13 protein-coding genes are annotated in these 15,295 nt (G+C 69.7%); 5 read left to right on the top strand and 8 right to left on the bottom strand.

Annotation, left to right across the window (positions count from 1 at the left end):
• The 4 genes from HUW62_RS19375 to HUW62_RS19360 all read right to left on the bottom strand — a co-directional run.
• On the bottom strand, positions 1–478 hold a 478-nt coding region (locus HUW62_RS19375; protein ID WP_176435265.1), incomplete at its 3' end, for an ROK family protein.
• A 177-nt stretch (positions 479–655) separates the two neighbouring features.
• Positions 656–1,573 carry a glycosyltransferase family A protein gene (locus tag HUW62_RS19370; RefSeq protein ID WP_176435264.1) on the bottom strand — a complete coding sequence of 306 codons (918 nt, stop codon included), beginning with the start codon at positions 1,571–1,573 and terminating at the stop codon, positions 656–658.
• A gap of 1 nt (position 1,574) precedes the next feature.
• Complete coding sequence (locus tag HUW62_RS19365) at positions 1,575–2,525, bottom strand: glycosyltransferase family 2 protein (RefSeq protein WP_176435263.1); 951 nt, start codon at positions 2,523–2,525, stop codon at positions 1,575–1,577.
• Between the two features lie 19 nt (positions 2,526–2,544).
• Entirely contained in the window at positions 2,545–4,062 is a 1,518-nt protein-coding gene (locus HUW62_RS19360; RefSeq protein ID WP_176435262.1) for an oligosaccharide flippase family protein, read from the bottom strand.
• A 198-nt stretch (positions 4,063–4,260) separates the two neighbouring features.
• On the opposite strand from HUW62_RS19360, the gene HUW62_RS19355 reads away from it, so the two are divergent.
• From HUW62_RS19355 to HUW62_RS19345, 3 genes are all read left to right on the top strand, one after another.
• Positions 4,261–4,929: a bifunctional 2-polyprenyl-6-hydroxyphenol methylase/3-demethylubiquinol 3-O-methyltransferase UbiG gene (locus HUW62_RS19355; protein ID WP_176435261.1), complete on the top strand. Its 669-nt coding sequence runs from the start codon at positions 4,261–4,263 to the stop codon at positions 4,927–4,929.
• Positions 4,930–4,932: 3 nt separating this feature from the next.
• Positions 4,933–6,096, top strand: a complete 1,164-nt coding sequence (locus HUW62_RS19350; protein WP_176435260.1) for a glycosyltransferase family 4 protein — start codon at positions 4,933–4,935, stop codon at positions 6,094–6,096.
• Positions 6,097–6,235: 139 nt separating this feature from the next.
• Positions 6,236–7,357, top strand: coding sequence for a glycosyltransferase (locus HUW62_RS19345; RefSeq protein ID WP_176435268.1), 1,122 nt, complete (start codon positions 6,236–6,238; stop codon positions 7,355–7,357).
• Here the strand turns inward: HUW62_RS19345 and HUW62_RS19340 are convergent.
• Positions 7,335–8,912 carry a serine/threonine-protein kinase gene (locus tag HUW62_RS19340; protein WP_176435259.1) on the bottom strand — a complete coding sequence of 526 codons (1,578 nt, stop codon included), beginning with the start codon at positions 8,910–8,912 and terminating at the stop codon, positions 7,335–7,337. The two genes, HUW62_RS19345 and HUW62_RS19340, sit on opposite strands and share 23 nt — an antisense overlap.
• A 244-nt stretch (positions 8,913–9,156) precedes the next feature.
• On the opposite strand from HUW62_RS19340, the gene HUW62_RS19335 reads away from it, so the two are divergent.
• Positions 9,157–10,377 (top strand): glycosyltransferase family 4 protein, encoded by a 1,221-nt coding sequence (locus HUW62_RS19335; RefSeq protein WP_176435267.1) that lies wholly within the window; start codon positions 9,157–9,159, stop codon positions 10,375–10,377.
• 51 nt (positions 10,378–10,428) lie between these two features.
• Complete coding sequence (locus HUW62_RS19330) at positions 10,429–11,574, top strand: glycosyltransferase family 4 protein (RefSeq protein ID WP_176435258.1); 1,146 nt, start codon at positions 10,429–10,431, stop codon at positions 11,572–11,574.
• A 3-nt stretch (positions 11,575–11,577) separates the two neighbouring features.
• On the opposite strand, the gene HUW62_RS19325 is transcribed toward HUW62_RS19330, so the two are convergent.
• The 3 genes from HUW62_RS19325 to HUW62_RS19315 are packed head-to-tail and all read right to left on the bottom strand — an operon-like array spanning position 11,578 to position 15,291.
• Complete coding sequence (locus tag HUW62_RS19325) at positions 11,578–12,720, bottom strand: glycosyltransferase family 4 protein (RefSeq protein WP_255203513.1); 1,143 nt, start codon at positions 12,718–12,720, stop codon at positions 11,578–11,580.
• Positions 12,689–14,164 (bottom strand): hypothetical protein, encoded by a 1,476-nt coding sequence (locus HUW62_RS19320; protein ID WP_176435257.1) that lies wholly within the window; start codon positions 14,162–14,164, stop codon positions 12,689–12,691. The genes HUW62_RS19325 and HUW62_RS19320 overlap by 32 nt, the downstream gene beginning before the upstream one ends.
• The gene (locus tag HUW62_RS19315; protein ID WP_176435256.1) at positions 14,161–15,291 is read right to left on the bottom strand and encodes a glycosyltransferase family 4 protein; all 1,131 of its coding nucleotides are present in this window, start codon (positions 15,289–15,291) and stop codon (positions 14,161–14,163) included. Before HUW62_RS19315 ends, HUW62_RS19320 begins: the two co-directional genes overlap by 4 nt.
• Between the last annotated feature and the right edge of the window lie 4 nt (positions 15,292–15,295).

Below are 15,295 nucleotides of genomic sequence, written 5' to 3'. Positions count from 1 at the left end.
ACCACACGCCCAGCACCGAGCGATAGGGCCTCCCAGCCCCCAGGCGGTACTCCGCGACGACCGCCACCTGGACGTCGTTGCCCAGCACCACCCGGCCATGCACCAGGGCCGAGAGGTCGCTCGCCATGGGATAGGGCTCCGTCCATCCACGCCCCACGTTGCTCACCCGGGCCAGCGTCCCCGCGTTCGCGTCCACCGCTCCGGGCGCCCCCACTCCCACGCCCGCGAGCCGCCGCGAGGCCAGCCCCGCTGTCACCGCCGCTTCCTCCAGCGTCTCGTACATCTCCCGCACCACCTCCTCCGGCTTGCCCTGCACCGGCGTCGGATGGCGGGCATGGCCTATCGGCTTGCCTGTCTCACCGATGATGACCGCCTCTATCTTGGTTCCCCCCAGGTCGATGCCACCCCAAGCCTTCGCCGTGCCACGGGTCGGCACTCCACGGCCCTTCCCCGTTCCCACCGAGCGAACCTCATCCATGTCGTGCCTCCGGCAGTCACGCGCATGCGCACGTCCCATGAAAGATGCGCAGCCTCGGCTCGACCTTCGCCACCCGCTCGCCTGGCAGGCCGTTGGCGCGGCGGAATGTCAGGACAGGCATGCGAGCGGGCGAAGACAAGGATGCCGCTCGAGAGAGCGGGCCTGCGAGACCTCCGACTACCGACCCGTGAAGCGTCGAAACACCCGCGTCACCGCCAGCTTCGGAAGGAAGCCCAGCAGGTACCGCCAGCGGGGCACCTCCAGATGGAACGGCAGGCCGCGTCGATACAGGTCCAACGCGAGGTCCAGCCGTTGGTACTCGGCCATCACATGTGAGACGTGCCGCGTGGCGTAGAGCAGCATCTCCAATCGCTCACGCCGCCGCTCGCTCCCGCCGGGATAGCGCCCCAGTCGCTCCTGCATCAACTGATACGCCATGCCCTGGTGGCTCGACTCCAGCATCGTCGACTCCGAGCCATCGTGCCTGCGGTAGCCCACCATGATGGGTGTCCGCACCCAGGCGAATCCCGGCTCGGTCCCGAGTCGAAACAGCAGGTCATAGTCCTCCGCGACGATGCGCAGCGGCGTGAAACCCTCCACGCGCCTGAGCGCCTCCGTCCTCACCGCCAACACACACGCCGTGCGCGGCGTCCGGTCCGGGGCACTCGCGAGATAGTCCGTGAACCGCGAGGCCCGCAAGGGCTCCCGAGCCACCCGCGCCAGTTCCTCCTCGCCACGGAAGGACACCGACGTGCCCATCACCACGGACGGCGCGCCGTGCTGCTCCAGCACCTGCCGGTACGACGCCAGCGTCCACGGGAACCACAGGTCGTCGCTGTCCAGGAACACCACGTACTCGCCACGGGCCGCCTGGATGCCCCGGTTGCGCGCGGCGCCGGGGCCCGCGTTGGCTTGCTGGAGCACCCTCACCCGCTCGCCCAGCCGCGCGAGGACCTCCAGCGTGTCGTCCTGGGAGCCGTCGTCCACGACGAGCACCTCGTAGTCCCGCTCCTCCTGCGCGAACACGGAGGCCAGCGTCCGCTCCAGCAGCCGCGCCCTGTTGTAGGTAGGGATGACGACGGAGAAGAAGGGCATGTCAGAGCCGCGTCCGCAGCCCCATCTCGGAGATGCGCAGGAAGGTGGCGAGCTGCCGCCGGTACTCCGGAAGCGCCATGCGTCCGCGCAGCAGCGTCTGCGTCAACACCAGCGAGTTGTACGGCAGCGTCCCTACCAGGATGGCACGCAGCATCCACTCGCGCAGCCGGCCATGGTGCTTGCGGAAGTAGGCCACCCGCGTGCGCCACAGCTCGATGCGCACCTTGTCAGGCCCCGTGGCGGACGGACGGAACGAGCGACTCGTCAGGTGTGTAATCACCGCCTCCGGACAGAACGCCACCTCCCAGCCCGCCTGCCACGCCCGGACGCACCAGTCCGTGTCCTCCGTGTTGCCCAAGGGCGACAGCTCCTCGTCGAGCAACCCCACCTCCGCCAGCGTCTCCTCCCGCACGACGATGCAGGCTCCCAGCACCCAGCTCACCCGCGCATCCTCATGTCCGTACTGCGCGGGGTCGATGTCCTTGCGCTTCAAGAAGTGCAAGGGACGCGGCAGGAACACGAGGTCGAACAACTGCCCGGACAACGACATGGGCCGGAAGGTGCAGTTCTGGATGGTGCCATCCGCGTTCAACAGCCGCGCACCCGCCATGCCCACGCGAGGATTCTCATCCATGAAACGGACGAGCGAATCGAACGCATCCTCATGGACGAGGGTGTCGTCATTGAAGATGCAGAGGTAGCGCCCCCGCGCCTGTCGCAACACCTGGTTGTGATTGGCGGAGAAGCCCTTGCGCGCGGAGTTGAAGAGCCAGCGCACCTGGGGGAAGTCGCGTCGCATGGCCTCCACGCCTCGACCGTCCGTGGCGTTGTCCACCACCCACACTTCGAAGGTGCACTGCCGCGTCGTCTCGTACAGCGTCCGCAGACAGTCGTGCAGCAACTCCGGGTTGCTGTGGTTGACGATGGAGATGACCAGGTCCGGCTTCGTCATCGGATGCCTCACGTCCCTCTCATGACACCGGGCTCGCCGGGACAACCCGAGCGGCCCGCCGCGCTCGGACGAACGCGAGGATGTCTCGCACCTCGCCCAGGAGCGACAGCATTCCCGGCAACCGCTCGCGCACGAGGACGAGCAGCGCGAACACCACCGTCCCCACCGCCCAGCCCGACAACCCACCGTCTCGAGTCCACAGGTGCACCCCCAGGAAGGCCGCGGCCACGAGCAGCCCCACGGACATCAGGGGCTCCACCACCTGGAACACCAGCCCGCGCAGCGCCGGGTTGAGCCGTGACACCCGCCACGCCGTCACCCAGACCTCCAGCAGCGACACCACCAGCCCGATGGGCCCCACGCTCGCCATGCCGTAGCGGTGGATGGCCCAGGTGCCGACGCTCCACTTCACCGCGCCCACGCCCACCACGACGGCCAGCCGCTCCCAGGGGCGGCCCCCCGCGTTCTGCGCGGTGGCGAGCAGGCCCGTCAGCACGATGAGCAGACACTCCAGGCTGAACCACTGCACCAGCGGCACCGCGGCGACCCACCGCTGCCCGAAGAACAGCGGCACCAGCACGGGCATCCCGAGCACCGCCACGGGGAGCGTCAGCAGCAGCACCGCAGCCAGCCGCCGCAACGAGGTGCGCAGGTACTCCGCGAAGCCCTCGGGGTCATCCTGCAACCGGCAGTAGGCCGGAAACGCCACGCGGTTGAGGACGACACTGAGCATCATCGGCGTGGAGGCCAGCGCCCAGGCCCAGTTCACCAGCCCCACGGCGTCCTTGCCGAGCACCTTCCCCACCACCAGCGGCACCCAGCCCGCCACCACCGCCGCCACGAGCGGAGGCAGTTGGAAGGCCAGTCCGAACCCCAGGAGCCGCCGCAGCACGTCCACCCGGAAGCTTCCGCGCGGGCGCCACGGCGAAGCCCAGCCGATGCAGACCAACCCCACCGCGCCTCGCACCAGGGTCCCCAGCGCCAGCGCCCACGCCCCCAGGCCCGCCGCCGCCATGGCCAACGTGCTGACCACCTGGGCCACGTTCTCCGCCAGCTCCGCCCGAGCGATGGCTGGAAAGTCCAGCCGCCGCTCCAGCGCCATCAGCGGAATCACTCGCAGCGAGGACAGGAACAACCCCAGCGCCATGGCCCACACCATGGGCACCGCCCCTTCGCCCAGGGCGTAGCCCTCCGTGAGCTGGGGGGCCAACGCACAGACGACGGCGACGATGACGGCGGTGAGCGCCTGATGGCACCAGAAGATGGTGAACGTCTCGTCCCTCGTGGGCTCGTGAGGCTGACGCACCAGCGCCGCGCTCAGCCCCAGGTCCCCCAGGAACACTCCCAGCGAGGCCGCATAGGCGACGATGCCGAACAGGCCGTAGTCCGAGGGAAACAGCAGCCGGGAGAGCACCAGCGCGCTCACCACTCGCAGGCCCTGCGAGGCCACGGTCCGAGCCACCAGCACGACCATGCCCTTCAGGGCACGGGCCTTGACGTCGCCAGTGTCCACGTCAGGTGCGGCGGTCGCGGTCATCGCAAGGGGGACAGCCCGCTCCCGGGCATCAACGACGAGGGCCGACCCACGTGGACGGCGCCCACTCGATGCTACCGGGGCCGCTCCACCCCTACAAGCAATGCGGGGACGTCGGGACAGTGGGCCAGCGGCTCGACTGCTCGGGTGCCCCACGCGTGGTTGCCACCCAGGAAGGCCCGGGGCTACGGTCCGCCGGGAATGTCACCGAGCCACTCCCTCTTCCAGTTCCTCAAGCGCGAGGTGCTCGTCAGCGAGCACGAAGTCTTTCACCGCACGCTGCGGGACACACTGGTGGGCTCGTGTGACAGCGTGCTCGACATCGGCTGCGGCTCGGGCTCTCCGCTGAAGAAAATCTCTCAGCAGTTCTCGCGCACCGTGGGCGTCGATGGCTACCCGGCGAGCATCGAGCGCAGTCGCGCGGCGGGCATCCATCAGGAATACCACTGCATGGACCTGCTCGAGGTCGGCAAGCACTTCGCGCCCAAGAGCTTCGACGCGGTCATCGCGCTGGACGTCATCGAGCACTTCGAGAAGCCCGAGGGTTATCGGCTGCTGGAGATGATGGAGTCGCTCGCGCGCAAGCGCGTCGTCGTCTTCACGCCCAACGGCTTCCTTCCCCAGGACGAATGGGACAACAACGTCCATCAGGTCCACCGCTCGGGCTGGGAGGTCTATGACTTCGAGCTGCGCGGTTATCGCGTCACTGGCATGAGCGGCTGGAAGCCCCTGCGCGGTGACTTCGCGCTGCCACGCCTCCGCCCCTCGCGACTGGGCAGCCGGCTGTCCATCCTCACCGAACCCTTCGCCACGCGCTTTCCCCAGCATGCCTTCCAGCTCCTTGCCGTCCGCGACCTGGAAGCCTCCTGAGCCGTGACCTCCTCCGGCGACGCACGGGGCGGTGACAGGCCCGTCTCGTGGCACCTGCTCACAGGGGAGTATCCACCGCAGCCGGGCGGCGTCAGTGATTACACCCGACTGGTGGCGCAATCCCTCGCACGGGCCGGGCAGGGAGTGCATGTCTGGGCACCCGGTGACCCGGAAGTCCGCGAGGAGCACGGCGTCACCCTTCACCGCATCCCTGGACTCTTCACGCCACCGGGGCTCGTGCGCCTGACGCGTGCGTTGAGCCACCACCGCGCGCCACGTCGGTTGTTGCTCCAGTACGTGCCCCACGCCTTTGGCTTGAAGGCGATGAACGTGCCCTTCTGTGCGTGGTTCGCCGCGCGTCGCCAGGACGAGCGCTGGGTCTTCTTCCACGAAATCGTGTACCCCTGGAGCCTCTCGGCCGCGCCACGCCATCAATTGCTCGCGGGTGTCACCCGGGTGATGGCGCGACTGGTGGGTGAGGTGGCGGACCGCGCCTTCGTGTCCATTCCCTCCTGGGCGGAGCACCTGCCCCCGCGCCTCCGGCATCGCGCGGAGTGGTGCCCCGTTCCCAGCAACATCCCCACCGAGGTGCCAGTAGCCTCCCTCGTGGCAACGCAAGCGACCCTGGGCGCGGGCCCCTGGCTGGGACACTTCGGCACCTATGGCTCGCACGTCCGCGGGCCCCTGTTTGCCGTCCTGGTGCCGCTGCTTCGCGCGGACGGACAGCGCAAGGCCCTGCTGCTGGGCCGAGGCAGTCAGGGGTTCGCCCAGGAACTGGGAGCCCGCCATCCGGAGCTCGCCTCACGAGTCCAGTCGCGGGATACCCTGGCCCCCGAGGACCTCGCGGCGCATCTCGCTGCCATGGACCTGTTGGTCCAGCCGTACCTGGATGGCGTGAGTTCGCGCCGCTCGACGACCATGGCGGGCGTCGCCCTGGGTCGTCCGCTCGTCACCCAGACAGGACATCTCACCGAGCCCATCTGGCGTGAATCGGGCGCTGTCGCCCTGGCGGAAGGCACCACTCCAGAGGCGCTCGTCGCCCTGGTGGAGCGACTGATGTCCCAGCCCGAGGAGCGCGCGGCCCTGGGCGTACGCGCGGCCCGGCTTTACCGCGAGCGTTTCGCGCTGGAGCGCACCGTGGAATCACTGCTGCGCGCATCCCTGTGATTCTCACGCCACGACGCCGTCGTCGTGGCATCGTCTCAAACATCACCCTCGCGATGCCTTCACTCGCGCATGCCATGGCCCTTCACGCTCCAGGGAACATCCCGTGACGTCCTCGGCGCCCCTCCGACTCGCGGTGCTCATGGACCCTCGCGAGGAGGGCTGGCACAGCATGGACCTCGTGGGCGAGTCGCTCCTCGACGGACTGGCCGCCTACCCGGACGAAGTCTCGGCGCGAGCGCTGCGCCCTGCCCTGCCCTCCATGGTGCGCCGGCTCCCAGGCCTGGGCTCACATCGCTCGGCGTTCAACGCGGACCGCCTCCTCACCCGTTTCGGGCTCTATCCCGCACGCGCGCTTCTGGCTCGGCCCCGGTTCGAGGCGTTCCATATCGTGGACCACTCCTATGCGCAGCTCATCCACGCGCTGCCGGCCGCACGTACCGGCGTCTATTGCCATGATTTGGATGCGTTCCGCTCCGTCGTGGAGCCGCACCGGGAAGCCCGCCCCGCGTGGTTCCGCCTCATGGCCACGGCCCAGCTCCGAGGACTCGAACGCGCCGCCATCGTCTTCCACAACTCCCAGGCCGTGCGCGCGGAGCTGCTCGCGCATGGCGTGGTGGACCCGGCCCGCCTCGTCTGGGCGCCGCTCGGCACGGCTCCCGAGTACCGCGAGGAGCCCGTTCCGGGGGACCGAAGTCAGGAAGTGCTCGCACCGCTGGCGGGCCGGCCGTACCTGCTCCACGTGGGCAGCGCGATTGCTCGCAAGCGCCTGGACGTGCTCTTCGACGTCTTCGCCGCGCTGCGCTCCCGCCATCCCGACCTGTGCCTCGTCCAGCAAGGAGGTGCCTTGGACTCGGCGCAGCGGGAGCGCGTCGCGCGACTCGGCATCGGCGACGCCTTGTTCCAACCTCCGTTCCAGCAGCGCGCCACGCTCGCGGGCCTGTACCGCGGCGCGAAGGCCGTGCTCATCACCAGCGAGGCCGAGGGCTTCGGACTCCCTCTCATCGAGGCCCTGGCCTGCGGTGCCCCCGTGGTGGCCAGCGACCTGCCCGTGCTGCGTGAAGTCGGTGAAGCAACCTGCCTCTATTGTCCCGTCGGAGACCGCTCCTCGTGGACCGAAACGGTCGACTCGCTCCTCACCGGCCGCGTGTCACCTCCACCGCGCTCCGCCCGCCTCGCCCGCGCCGCGCGGTTCACCTGGACGGCACATACCCGCGCCATCCTGGATGCGTATCAGCGACTCACAGGAGCGACGGCAGCGTGACGTGGTGCTCGATGAATGCACCCGCGCGGATGTCGACGGAGCTGCTGTGAGAGACCTCACGGCCACTGCCATGCACTTCCAGCCGGTGGGTGCCCTCGGGCAGCTCCAGCACGTACTTCTCGCCGTGGCTCTTGCCATCCACGAACACCTCCTGGAGCGGAGGCCCGTTCACCTTGAGCACCACCGTGCCCATCCCCCGAGACGCGGTCTTCTGGACGCGCGCACGAGGCGCTTCGCGGCGGGCCGCACGCGTCCGGGCCTGTGACAGGAAGGCCCAGCCGCCCACCAGGACCACCAGCACCAGCGCGCCGCCCATCCACAGCTTGCGTGAGCGCAGCGGGCGCACCGCCTTGTGGTCCAGCGACGTCGCCTCCAGCAACATCGTCGGCGTCACCAGGACATTCGTCGGACGGTCGGACTCGGAGATGGCCGCACGGCGGCCTCGCCCTCGACGCCCTGCATTTCCCTTCATCAGCGGAAGGGCCTGGAGCAGCTCGGTGGCACGAACATCCCGAGGAGGCGCGGAGAGCCGCGTAACCCCTTCGGAGAACCCCGCGAGGACCAGCTTCAGCTCGCGGCGCACGGCCTCCGCGGACGCGGGCCGCTCGGACGGCTCCTTCGCCAGGAGCCTCATCACCAGGGCCTCCAGCGACGCGTTCACCTGCCGGTGCTTGGCGAGCGGCGGCGGCGGCGTGCGGACGTGGTGCACGACGATGGCCATGGCCGACTCACCCTCGAAGGGCAGTCGCCTCGTCAGCATCTCGTAGGCGATGACTCCCACGGCATACAGGTCCGTCTGCGGACTCACTTCATGTCCGCAGGCCTGCTCCGGCGCGATGTACTCGGGCGTCCCCACCATGGCGTTGGCGTGCGTCTGCGGCGTGCTGCCGAACGGCGCCTCACTGCGCTTGGCGATGCCGAAGTCGAGCACCTTGACGGACTCACTGCCGTCGGCCTCGCGCACCATGAAGACGTTGCCCGGCTTGAGGTCGCGGTGGATGACCCCCACTCCATGCGCCGCGGCCAGCGCGCTCAGCAGCGCATCCAGTATCTTGATGACCTCCGCTTCCAGCATGGGGGCGCGCTGGTGGATGACCTCATCCAGCGGGGTGCCCTCCAGGTACTCCATCACCAGGTACTGCCCCACGTCGGGGATGGCGCCAAAGCCGATGATGTCGATGATGCCGCGATGACGAATGGCCGCCGCCGAGCGCGCCTCCGTGGCCAGGTCCCGCGCCCGGCCGACCTCGACGAAGTCCGGGCGGATCACCTTGATGGCGACCCTGCGTCCGATGACCGCGTGCTCCCCTTCGTAGACGATGCCCATGCCGCCGCGCCCGATGCGGCGCTTGATGAGGTAGTCGCCCACCTTCGTGCCCACCAGCACGTCGCGGGTGACGGACTCCTCCCACTTCATCGCCCGCGCCGCGTACGCGGCGGGAACACCCTCCACCAGGGGCCGCACGGGCTCCGACAGCTGATGCCGCTCACGCTTGAACGTGGCCTCGTCCGTGTCCTCTTCCGAGTCCGGGCGATACGCACCTGCCCGTGCCACGACGCCGGCTCGAAACACCTCTTGCGGGCATACCGTCACACCCGGTCGATGGTCCGCCCCACAGCGCGGGCATTTTCGAGATGGGCTCATCGTCCCGCGCATCATCGCTCGGCACGCCCGGTGGAAGCCATCTCACTGAAACCCGATGCGGGTCCGTATCAGAACGCTTTCCTGGATTCACTCATCTGACTTGATTTCTCCGGTGATTGACGGTTCCGGAGGGCTCTGCTTCGGTCACAGGCGCGTGCGCGTCCTCTTCCTCAATCCGGTGGGCATCCTCGGTGGCGCCGAGCGCGCGCTGTTGGACCTGATGGCCTGCCTGCGCCAACTGGACCCGTCACTGTCCCTCCTCCTGCTCGCGGGCTCCGAGGGATTGCTGGTGGATGCGGCGCGGGCCCTGGGCGTCGACGCGCGACTCCTCCCGCTTCCGAAGGAGCTGTCCAGCCTGGGCGACAGCGCCCTGCGGGGCCCTACCTCATGGGAGACGTGGCGCTTCGCGCGCAGCCTGTTGCCCGCGCCCGCGCTGCTGGCCGGTTACGGCCGTGCGCTGCGTCACGAAGTCGAGAACCTGCGTCCGGACCTGCTGCACTCCAATGGCATCAAGACTCACTTGTTGAGTCCCGTCACGGCGGGCCTGCCGCTCAAGCGCGTCTGGCACATCCACGACTTCTTGAGTGAGCGGCCCCTGGTGCGGCGCGCGCTGGGAACGCTGGCGCCACTGGCGTCGGCGGCCATCGCCAACTCGAGCGCCGTGGGTGAGGATGCGCGCGGGGTGCTCGGCCGGGTGCCCGTCCACGTCGTCTACAACGGTGTGGACACGGAGCGCTTCGCCCCAGGTGTCCCGGCGGACCTGGACGCGCTCGCGGGAATGCCTCCTGCGCCAGCGGGCACGTTGCGCGTGGGGCTGGTGGCCACCTATGCGCGCTGGAAGGGGCAGGACGTCTTCCTCGAAGCGGCGGCGGCGCTGACGCGGCTGGAGCCGACGGTGTCCGTGCGCTTCTACGTGGTGGGTGCGCCGCTGTACCAGACGCCGGGCTCGCAGTTCACCGAGGCGGAGCTGCGCCAGCTCATCGACCACTGGAAGCTCTCCGGACGCGTGGGGTTGGTGCCCTTCCAGGCGGAGCCCGCCGCCGTCTACCGCGCCCTGGACGTCTTCGTGCACGCCAGCACCCGGCGCGAGCCCTTCGGCCTCACCATCGCGGAGGCCCTGGCCTGCGGGCGGGCCGCCATCGTCTCGGGCGCGAGCGGCGCGGCCGAGGCCCTCACCGACGGCACGGATGTCCTCACCGTTCCCCCTGGAGACTCACGGCCCCTGGTGGCGGCGCTGAGGCGTCTGCTGACGGATGCGCCGCTGCGCGAGCGACTGGGTGTGGCGGCTCGACAGACCGCCGTGGAACGCTTTTCCCGCGAGCGCTATGCGCGAGAGATTCTCGACGTGTACCGGACGCTGCGGGACAAGCGCTGAGTTGACCGTCCTCGGGGGCTCTGGTTTGGTCCACCGCTCATCGGAGCACCCGTGCAGCGGCCTCGCAGACTCGTCACCGTCTCGCACTCGTACGTCGTCACCCTCAACCGGCGCCTCGCCAATGAGCTGGCCCGCGTCGGCGGAACGGCGTGGGACGTCACCGCCGTGGCGCCCCGCTTCTTTCACGGCGACCTTGGCCCCATCCACCTGAAGCACGGCCCCGACGAAGCGGCGAGAGTCGAAGGCGTCCGCGTCTTCATGAGCCGCTCCCCGCACGCTTTCGTCTATGGCCCGGAGCTGCGCGAGCACCTCCGAGGCGTGGACCTGGTCCATGCCTGGGAGGAGCCCTACGTCCTCGCGGGCCTCGAGGCGGCGATGCTCACTCCTCGCCGCGTGCCCTTCGTCTTCAGCACGTTCCAGAACCTCTCCAAGCGCTATCCCCCACCCTTCGCCCAGACGGAGCGCTTCGTCGTGCGGCGCAGCGCGGGCTGGGTGGCCTGGGGCGAGACGGTGAAGGACAACCTGCTCGGTCGACCGGGCTATGCGTCACGCCCCACGCGAGTCATCCCCGTGGGCGTGGACACGGAGCTGTTCCGCCCCGACCGCGCCTCGGGAGCAGCCGTGCGACACGAGTTGGGCTGGGAGCGCGAGGGTCCTCCCGTGGTGGGCTACCTGGGGCGCTTCGTTCCCGAGAAGGGCCTGACCCTGTTGATGCAAGCGCTGGAGCACCTCAAGAGCCCGTGGCGCGCGCTGTTCACGGGAGGAGGGCCTCAGGAAGCGGAGCTGCGCGCCTGGGCCGCGCGACAGGGAGACCGCGTGCGAGTGCTCACGGGTGTGACTCATGACGGAGTCCCTCGCGTGCTCAACGCCATGGATGTGCTCTGCGCGCCCAGCCAGACGACGCCCCGGTGGAAGGAGCAGTTCGGCCGCATGCTCTCCGAAGCCTTCGCGTGCGGCGTGCCCGTGCTGGGAAGCGACTCGGGCGAAATCCCGCACACCGTGGGCGACGCGGGGCTCGTGCTGCCGGAGGCGGACCCCTCCGCGTGGACTCGCGCGCTGGAAGCGCTGCTGGAGAGTCCGGAGCGACGACAGGAGCTGGCCACCCGCAGCCGCGAGCGAGCCGTCACCCGCTTCGCGTGGCCCGTGGTCGCACGCGCGCACCTGGACTTCTTCGACGAGCTGCTCGCGCGGCGCTGAGGCTCAGCCTTCCCGCTCCATCACCTGGACCAGCGAGGCGGCCATGTTGTCCCAGCTCCACGCGCGGAGCTTCTCGGACACGGCCGCCACGTGCGGAGCCCAGCTCGCCTCGTGCTCCCGCCAGGACTCCAGCGCGCGGACCAGACCCTCCACGTCGTCCGGGTCATCCAGCAGGAGTCCGCTCAGCGAAGTCGGGTAGCGCTCCGCCACACCCGCCGAGCGACTCACCAGCGCGGGCAATCCGGCACACAGCGCCTCGTGCACGCCGAGCCCATAGGCCTCATATCGCGTGGGCGCCACCAGCAGGTCCGCCGCCGACAACAGCGTGGGGACGTCGCGGCGGAAGCCGAGGAACTCGATGCGCTGGGACAGCCCTCGCACCCGCGCCTCATGCTCCCACGCCTCGCGCTGTGCGCCCACGCCCACCACCTTGAGGTCCATGCTCCAGTCTTCACGCGAGCACAGTCTCGCCCAGGCGTGGAAGAGGGAGTCGAAGCCCTTGCGGCTGTCTCCGAGCGCCCCCACGAACAGCGCCACGCGGCGTTCCTCCGCCCAGCCCAGGGCCGTGCGCGCCGCGCGCTTCTCCTCGGGCGACACCGGATGGAAACGCTCCGCTTCGCTGCCGTAGTAGACGACGTGCACGCGCGCCTCGGGCACCCCCGTGGCCGCCACCAGGTCTGTCCGCGTCCGCTCGGAGTTGGCGATGATGAGGTTCGAGCGCCACAGCGCCTTGCGCTCCTCGCGCACGAAGTGCTCGTGACTCACCCGGCCCTTGAGCCTGCGCAGCGCACCGCCCACCGGCTCCGAGACATAGGCCCCATGGACGTAGTGCACCCAGTTGGCGCCAGGCACGACGCAGTTGCCACCATTCGCCATTACACGCCCATCCTCGGCGCGCGTGCGCAGGGCCCAGGCGCGGCCCATCGCGTCCAGCAACGGCTCACCCAGCAGATAGGAGTTCGCGGGCTTGGGCACGCGCACGAAGCGCACGTTGGGGAAGCCGAGCAGCTCGTCCGCCACGCGGTGTGCCACCAGTCGCACGGGGCCGCCTTGTTTCGCCAGCCAGAGCGCGAGCGCGAGGTTGGCCCGGTCCATGCCTCCCGTGGCTACGAAGTCACCGGCGATGAGCGTGTAGGGTCTTCGCATGAGTCCAGGCGCCAAGAAGCGCCGCGTTGAGCAGCCAGAACTCCATGCCCACCTGGCTCGTGAAGAAGGGATAGCTGAAGGTCAGCGCCAGCGCGCCCAGGTTGTACGCGAAGATGACGCTCCCCCACAGCCAGAACTCCTCGCCCAGGTCCTCTCGACGCCGCGCCATGCGCAGCACCCACGCCATCGTCACGAGCATCCCCAGCGGGTAGAGCACCATCACCAGGACGCCGCCGTCGTAGACCCACGCCGTCCACTGGATTTCCGCCCACAGCCCCGGGTGCTCCGGGTCGGAGTTGTCTCCGAAGTACGCGTTGGGCATGCCGTAGCGGCCCAGGCCCGCGCCCAGTGGATACTCCGGCAGCAGGTGCTCGAAGGTGCCCTCCAGGAAGTGTCCCCGGTTGCTGCGGTAGACCTCCTCCGGCCGCGCGGCGAACAAGGAGTCCCAGCGCGACTGCACCGCATCGCCACCTACCGCGACGGCCCAGCCGAAGGCGAACACGGCCGCCCCGCCCACTACGGCGAACAGCTTCGCCAGCCGCGCCACGCGGCCCGTGAGCGTGAGCATGAAGGCCAGCGCCGCCAGACAGACGACGAGCATCAGCGCAATCGCGCGAACCTGGCACAGGTAGAGGCTGAGCAATCCCAGCAGGATGCCGCCAGCGCTCAGTCCGCGTGTGAGCCCGCGACGCGACGACAGCAGGAAGCCGCTGCCAAGCAACACCGCGTAGAACGCGCCCGTCGCCGCCCCACCCGGCATGTCCGTCAATCCCATGGGACGGTAGACACGCTCGCCGCTCGCCGTCTCGAACTCCAGGCTGCGCAGGTACTGGTCTCCCTGCGCCTGCACGGCGGAAGAGAGGGTCGGCTGGAAACGGCCTGGGAAGTAGACCTGGAGCACCCCCACCGTCGCGCTCGCCGCGTTGAAGAAGAACAGCAGCGCGAGCGTGAGGCGGAACATCCTGGGGTCGATGGACAGCCGCGTCACCCAGAGCAACGGGGCGATGATGGAGAGCTGGATGCCGAGCTGCGCCGCCGCCGCGACCGGACTGACCGTGCCCGGGTTGAAGAAGTTCAGCGCGGTGATGCCCAGCGAGCCCAGCACGAACGGCAGGGCCGGGTGTCTCAGGCTGCGTCCCGGCACCAACACCAGCAACGCCAGGCTCATGCCGAAGGCCAGGATGCGCACCACCACGCGCAGCGGGGCGATGGCCTCCACCAGCAAGGAGACCTGACAGGATATAAGCACGAGGATGAACAGCGGAACCAGCTTGCTCGACGACAGCAGGCCCGTCCTGGGTGCGGCCTTCCGCTCCGCCCTCGGAGGCCCGGAGCTCACCACCTCCAGCGGCGCATTCGGAGCGCGTCGCACGAGCCTGCGCCCGAGCACACCCGGCCCCTGAAGCCCCGGCCTTGCAGGGAGCGGTGGGCGCGGCGCACTCACGCGGCCACTCCGGGAACGGAGACAACGGAGCGCAGGTCTTCATCCAGGCTCGCGAGGAAGGTGTCAGGCGCGCAAAGCATCGCCGCGCGAGTGGGCCCGCTCGCGCCCAGCCTTCGCCGGGCCTCCGCGTCGACCACCAGTCGCAGGAGCGCGGAGGCCAGCGCGCCGGCTTCTGGCAGGACGAGCCTGCCGCACGTCTCGTCCACGATTTCCAACGGACCGCCCAGTGCGGTCGTCACCACGGGGAGCCCCGCCTGGAGCGCCTCGACGAACGCGAGTCCGAAAGGCTCGGGCGACGTGTTGGGCTGACAGTGCAGGTCCGCCGCGCGCAGCAACCGAGGCACGTCCGTGCGCTGCCCGAGGAACCGCACCCGCCCCTCCAGCCCGAGCGCCTTCGACTGCGCGACAAGACCATCCAGGTAGCGCGTCTCCTCCTCGCGTTGCGCGCCCCCCGCGACCCACAGTCTCCACCCTCGCGCCTCGCGCATCCGGCCCAGGGCCTCGAGCAACAGCCGATGCCCCTTCCACGCCTGCATGCGACTGGCGTGGATGATGACCACGTCGTCCTCACCAGCGCCCAGGTCCGCGCGCAGCAAGGTCCGCTCCGCCGCCTCCGGTACACGCGCGGCCTCGGGGACCAACGGGTGCCTCACCCGATACGTCGCCCGGGGATAGACGCGCTCCAGCGAGCGCGCCGTGAAGGCGCTGTTGGACAGCACCAGGTCCGGAGGGGTGACGCTCGCCCAGCGCTCCAGCCAGTGCGCACCGGAGAGCGCGTCGTGCTGGAAGAACACCAGTGGGACGCTGGACGCGCGCGCCACGGGGCCGAACAGGGCCTGAGGCCAGGCCGCGTGACAGACCACCGCCGAGTACTCGCCCTGCTTCAACAGCGCTCCCAGGGCCCGCCGCGTGCGCCACACCGTCCAAGGATGGCCCACCCTCGCGGGCCCCAACAGGTGAACTGTCGCGCCCGCGGCGCGCAGCTCGTCGGCCAGGCGACCCTCGAAGCACAGCGCATACTCGTGCACGGTGCCCTCCGGGTGACGCGCCGACACCCGCGCCAGCGAGACGAGGAAGGACTCGATGCCGCCGTAGAGATTGCCACTGTAGACGTGCAGCGCGCGCATGACG

It is taken from the genome of Myxococcus sp. AM011, from assembly GCF_013372595.1.
Lineage (GTDB): Bacteria > Myxococcota > Myxococcia > Myxococcales > Myxococcaceae > Myxococcus > Myxococcus eversor.
This window is presented reverse-complemented; position numbering and strand designations above follow the sequence as displayed.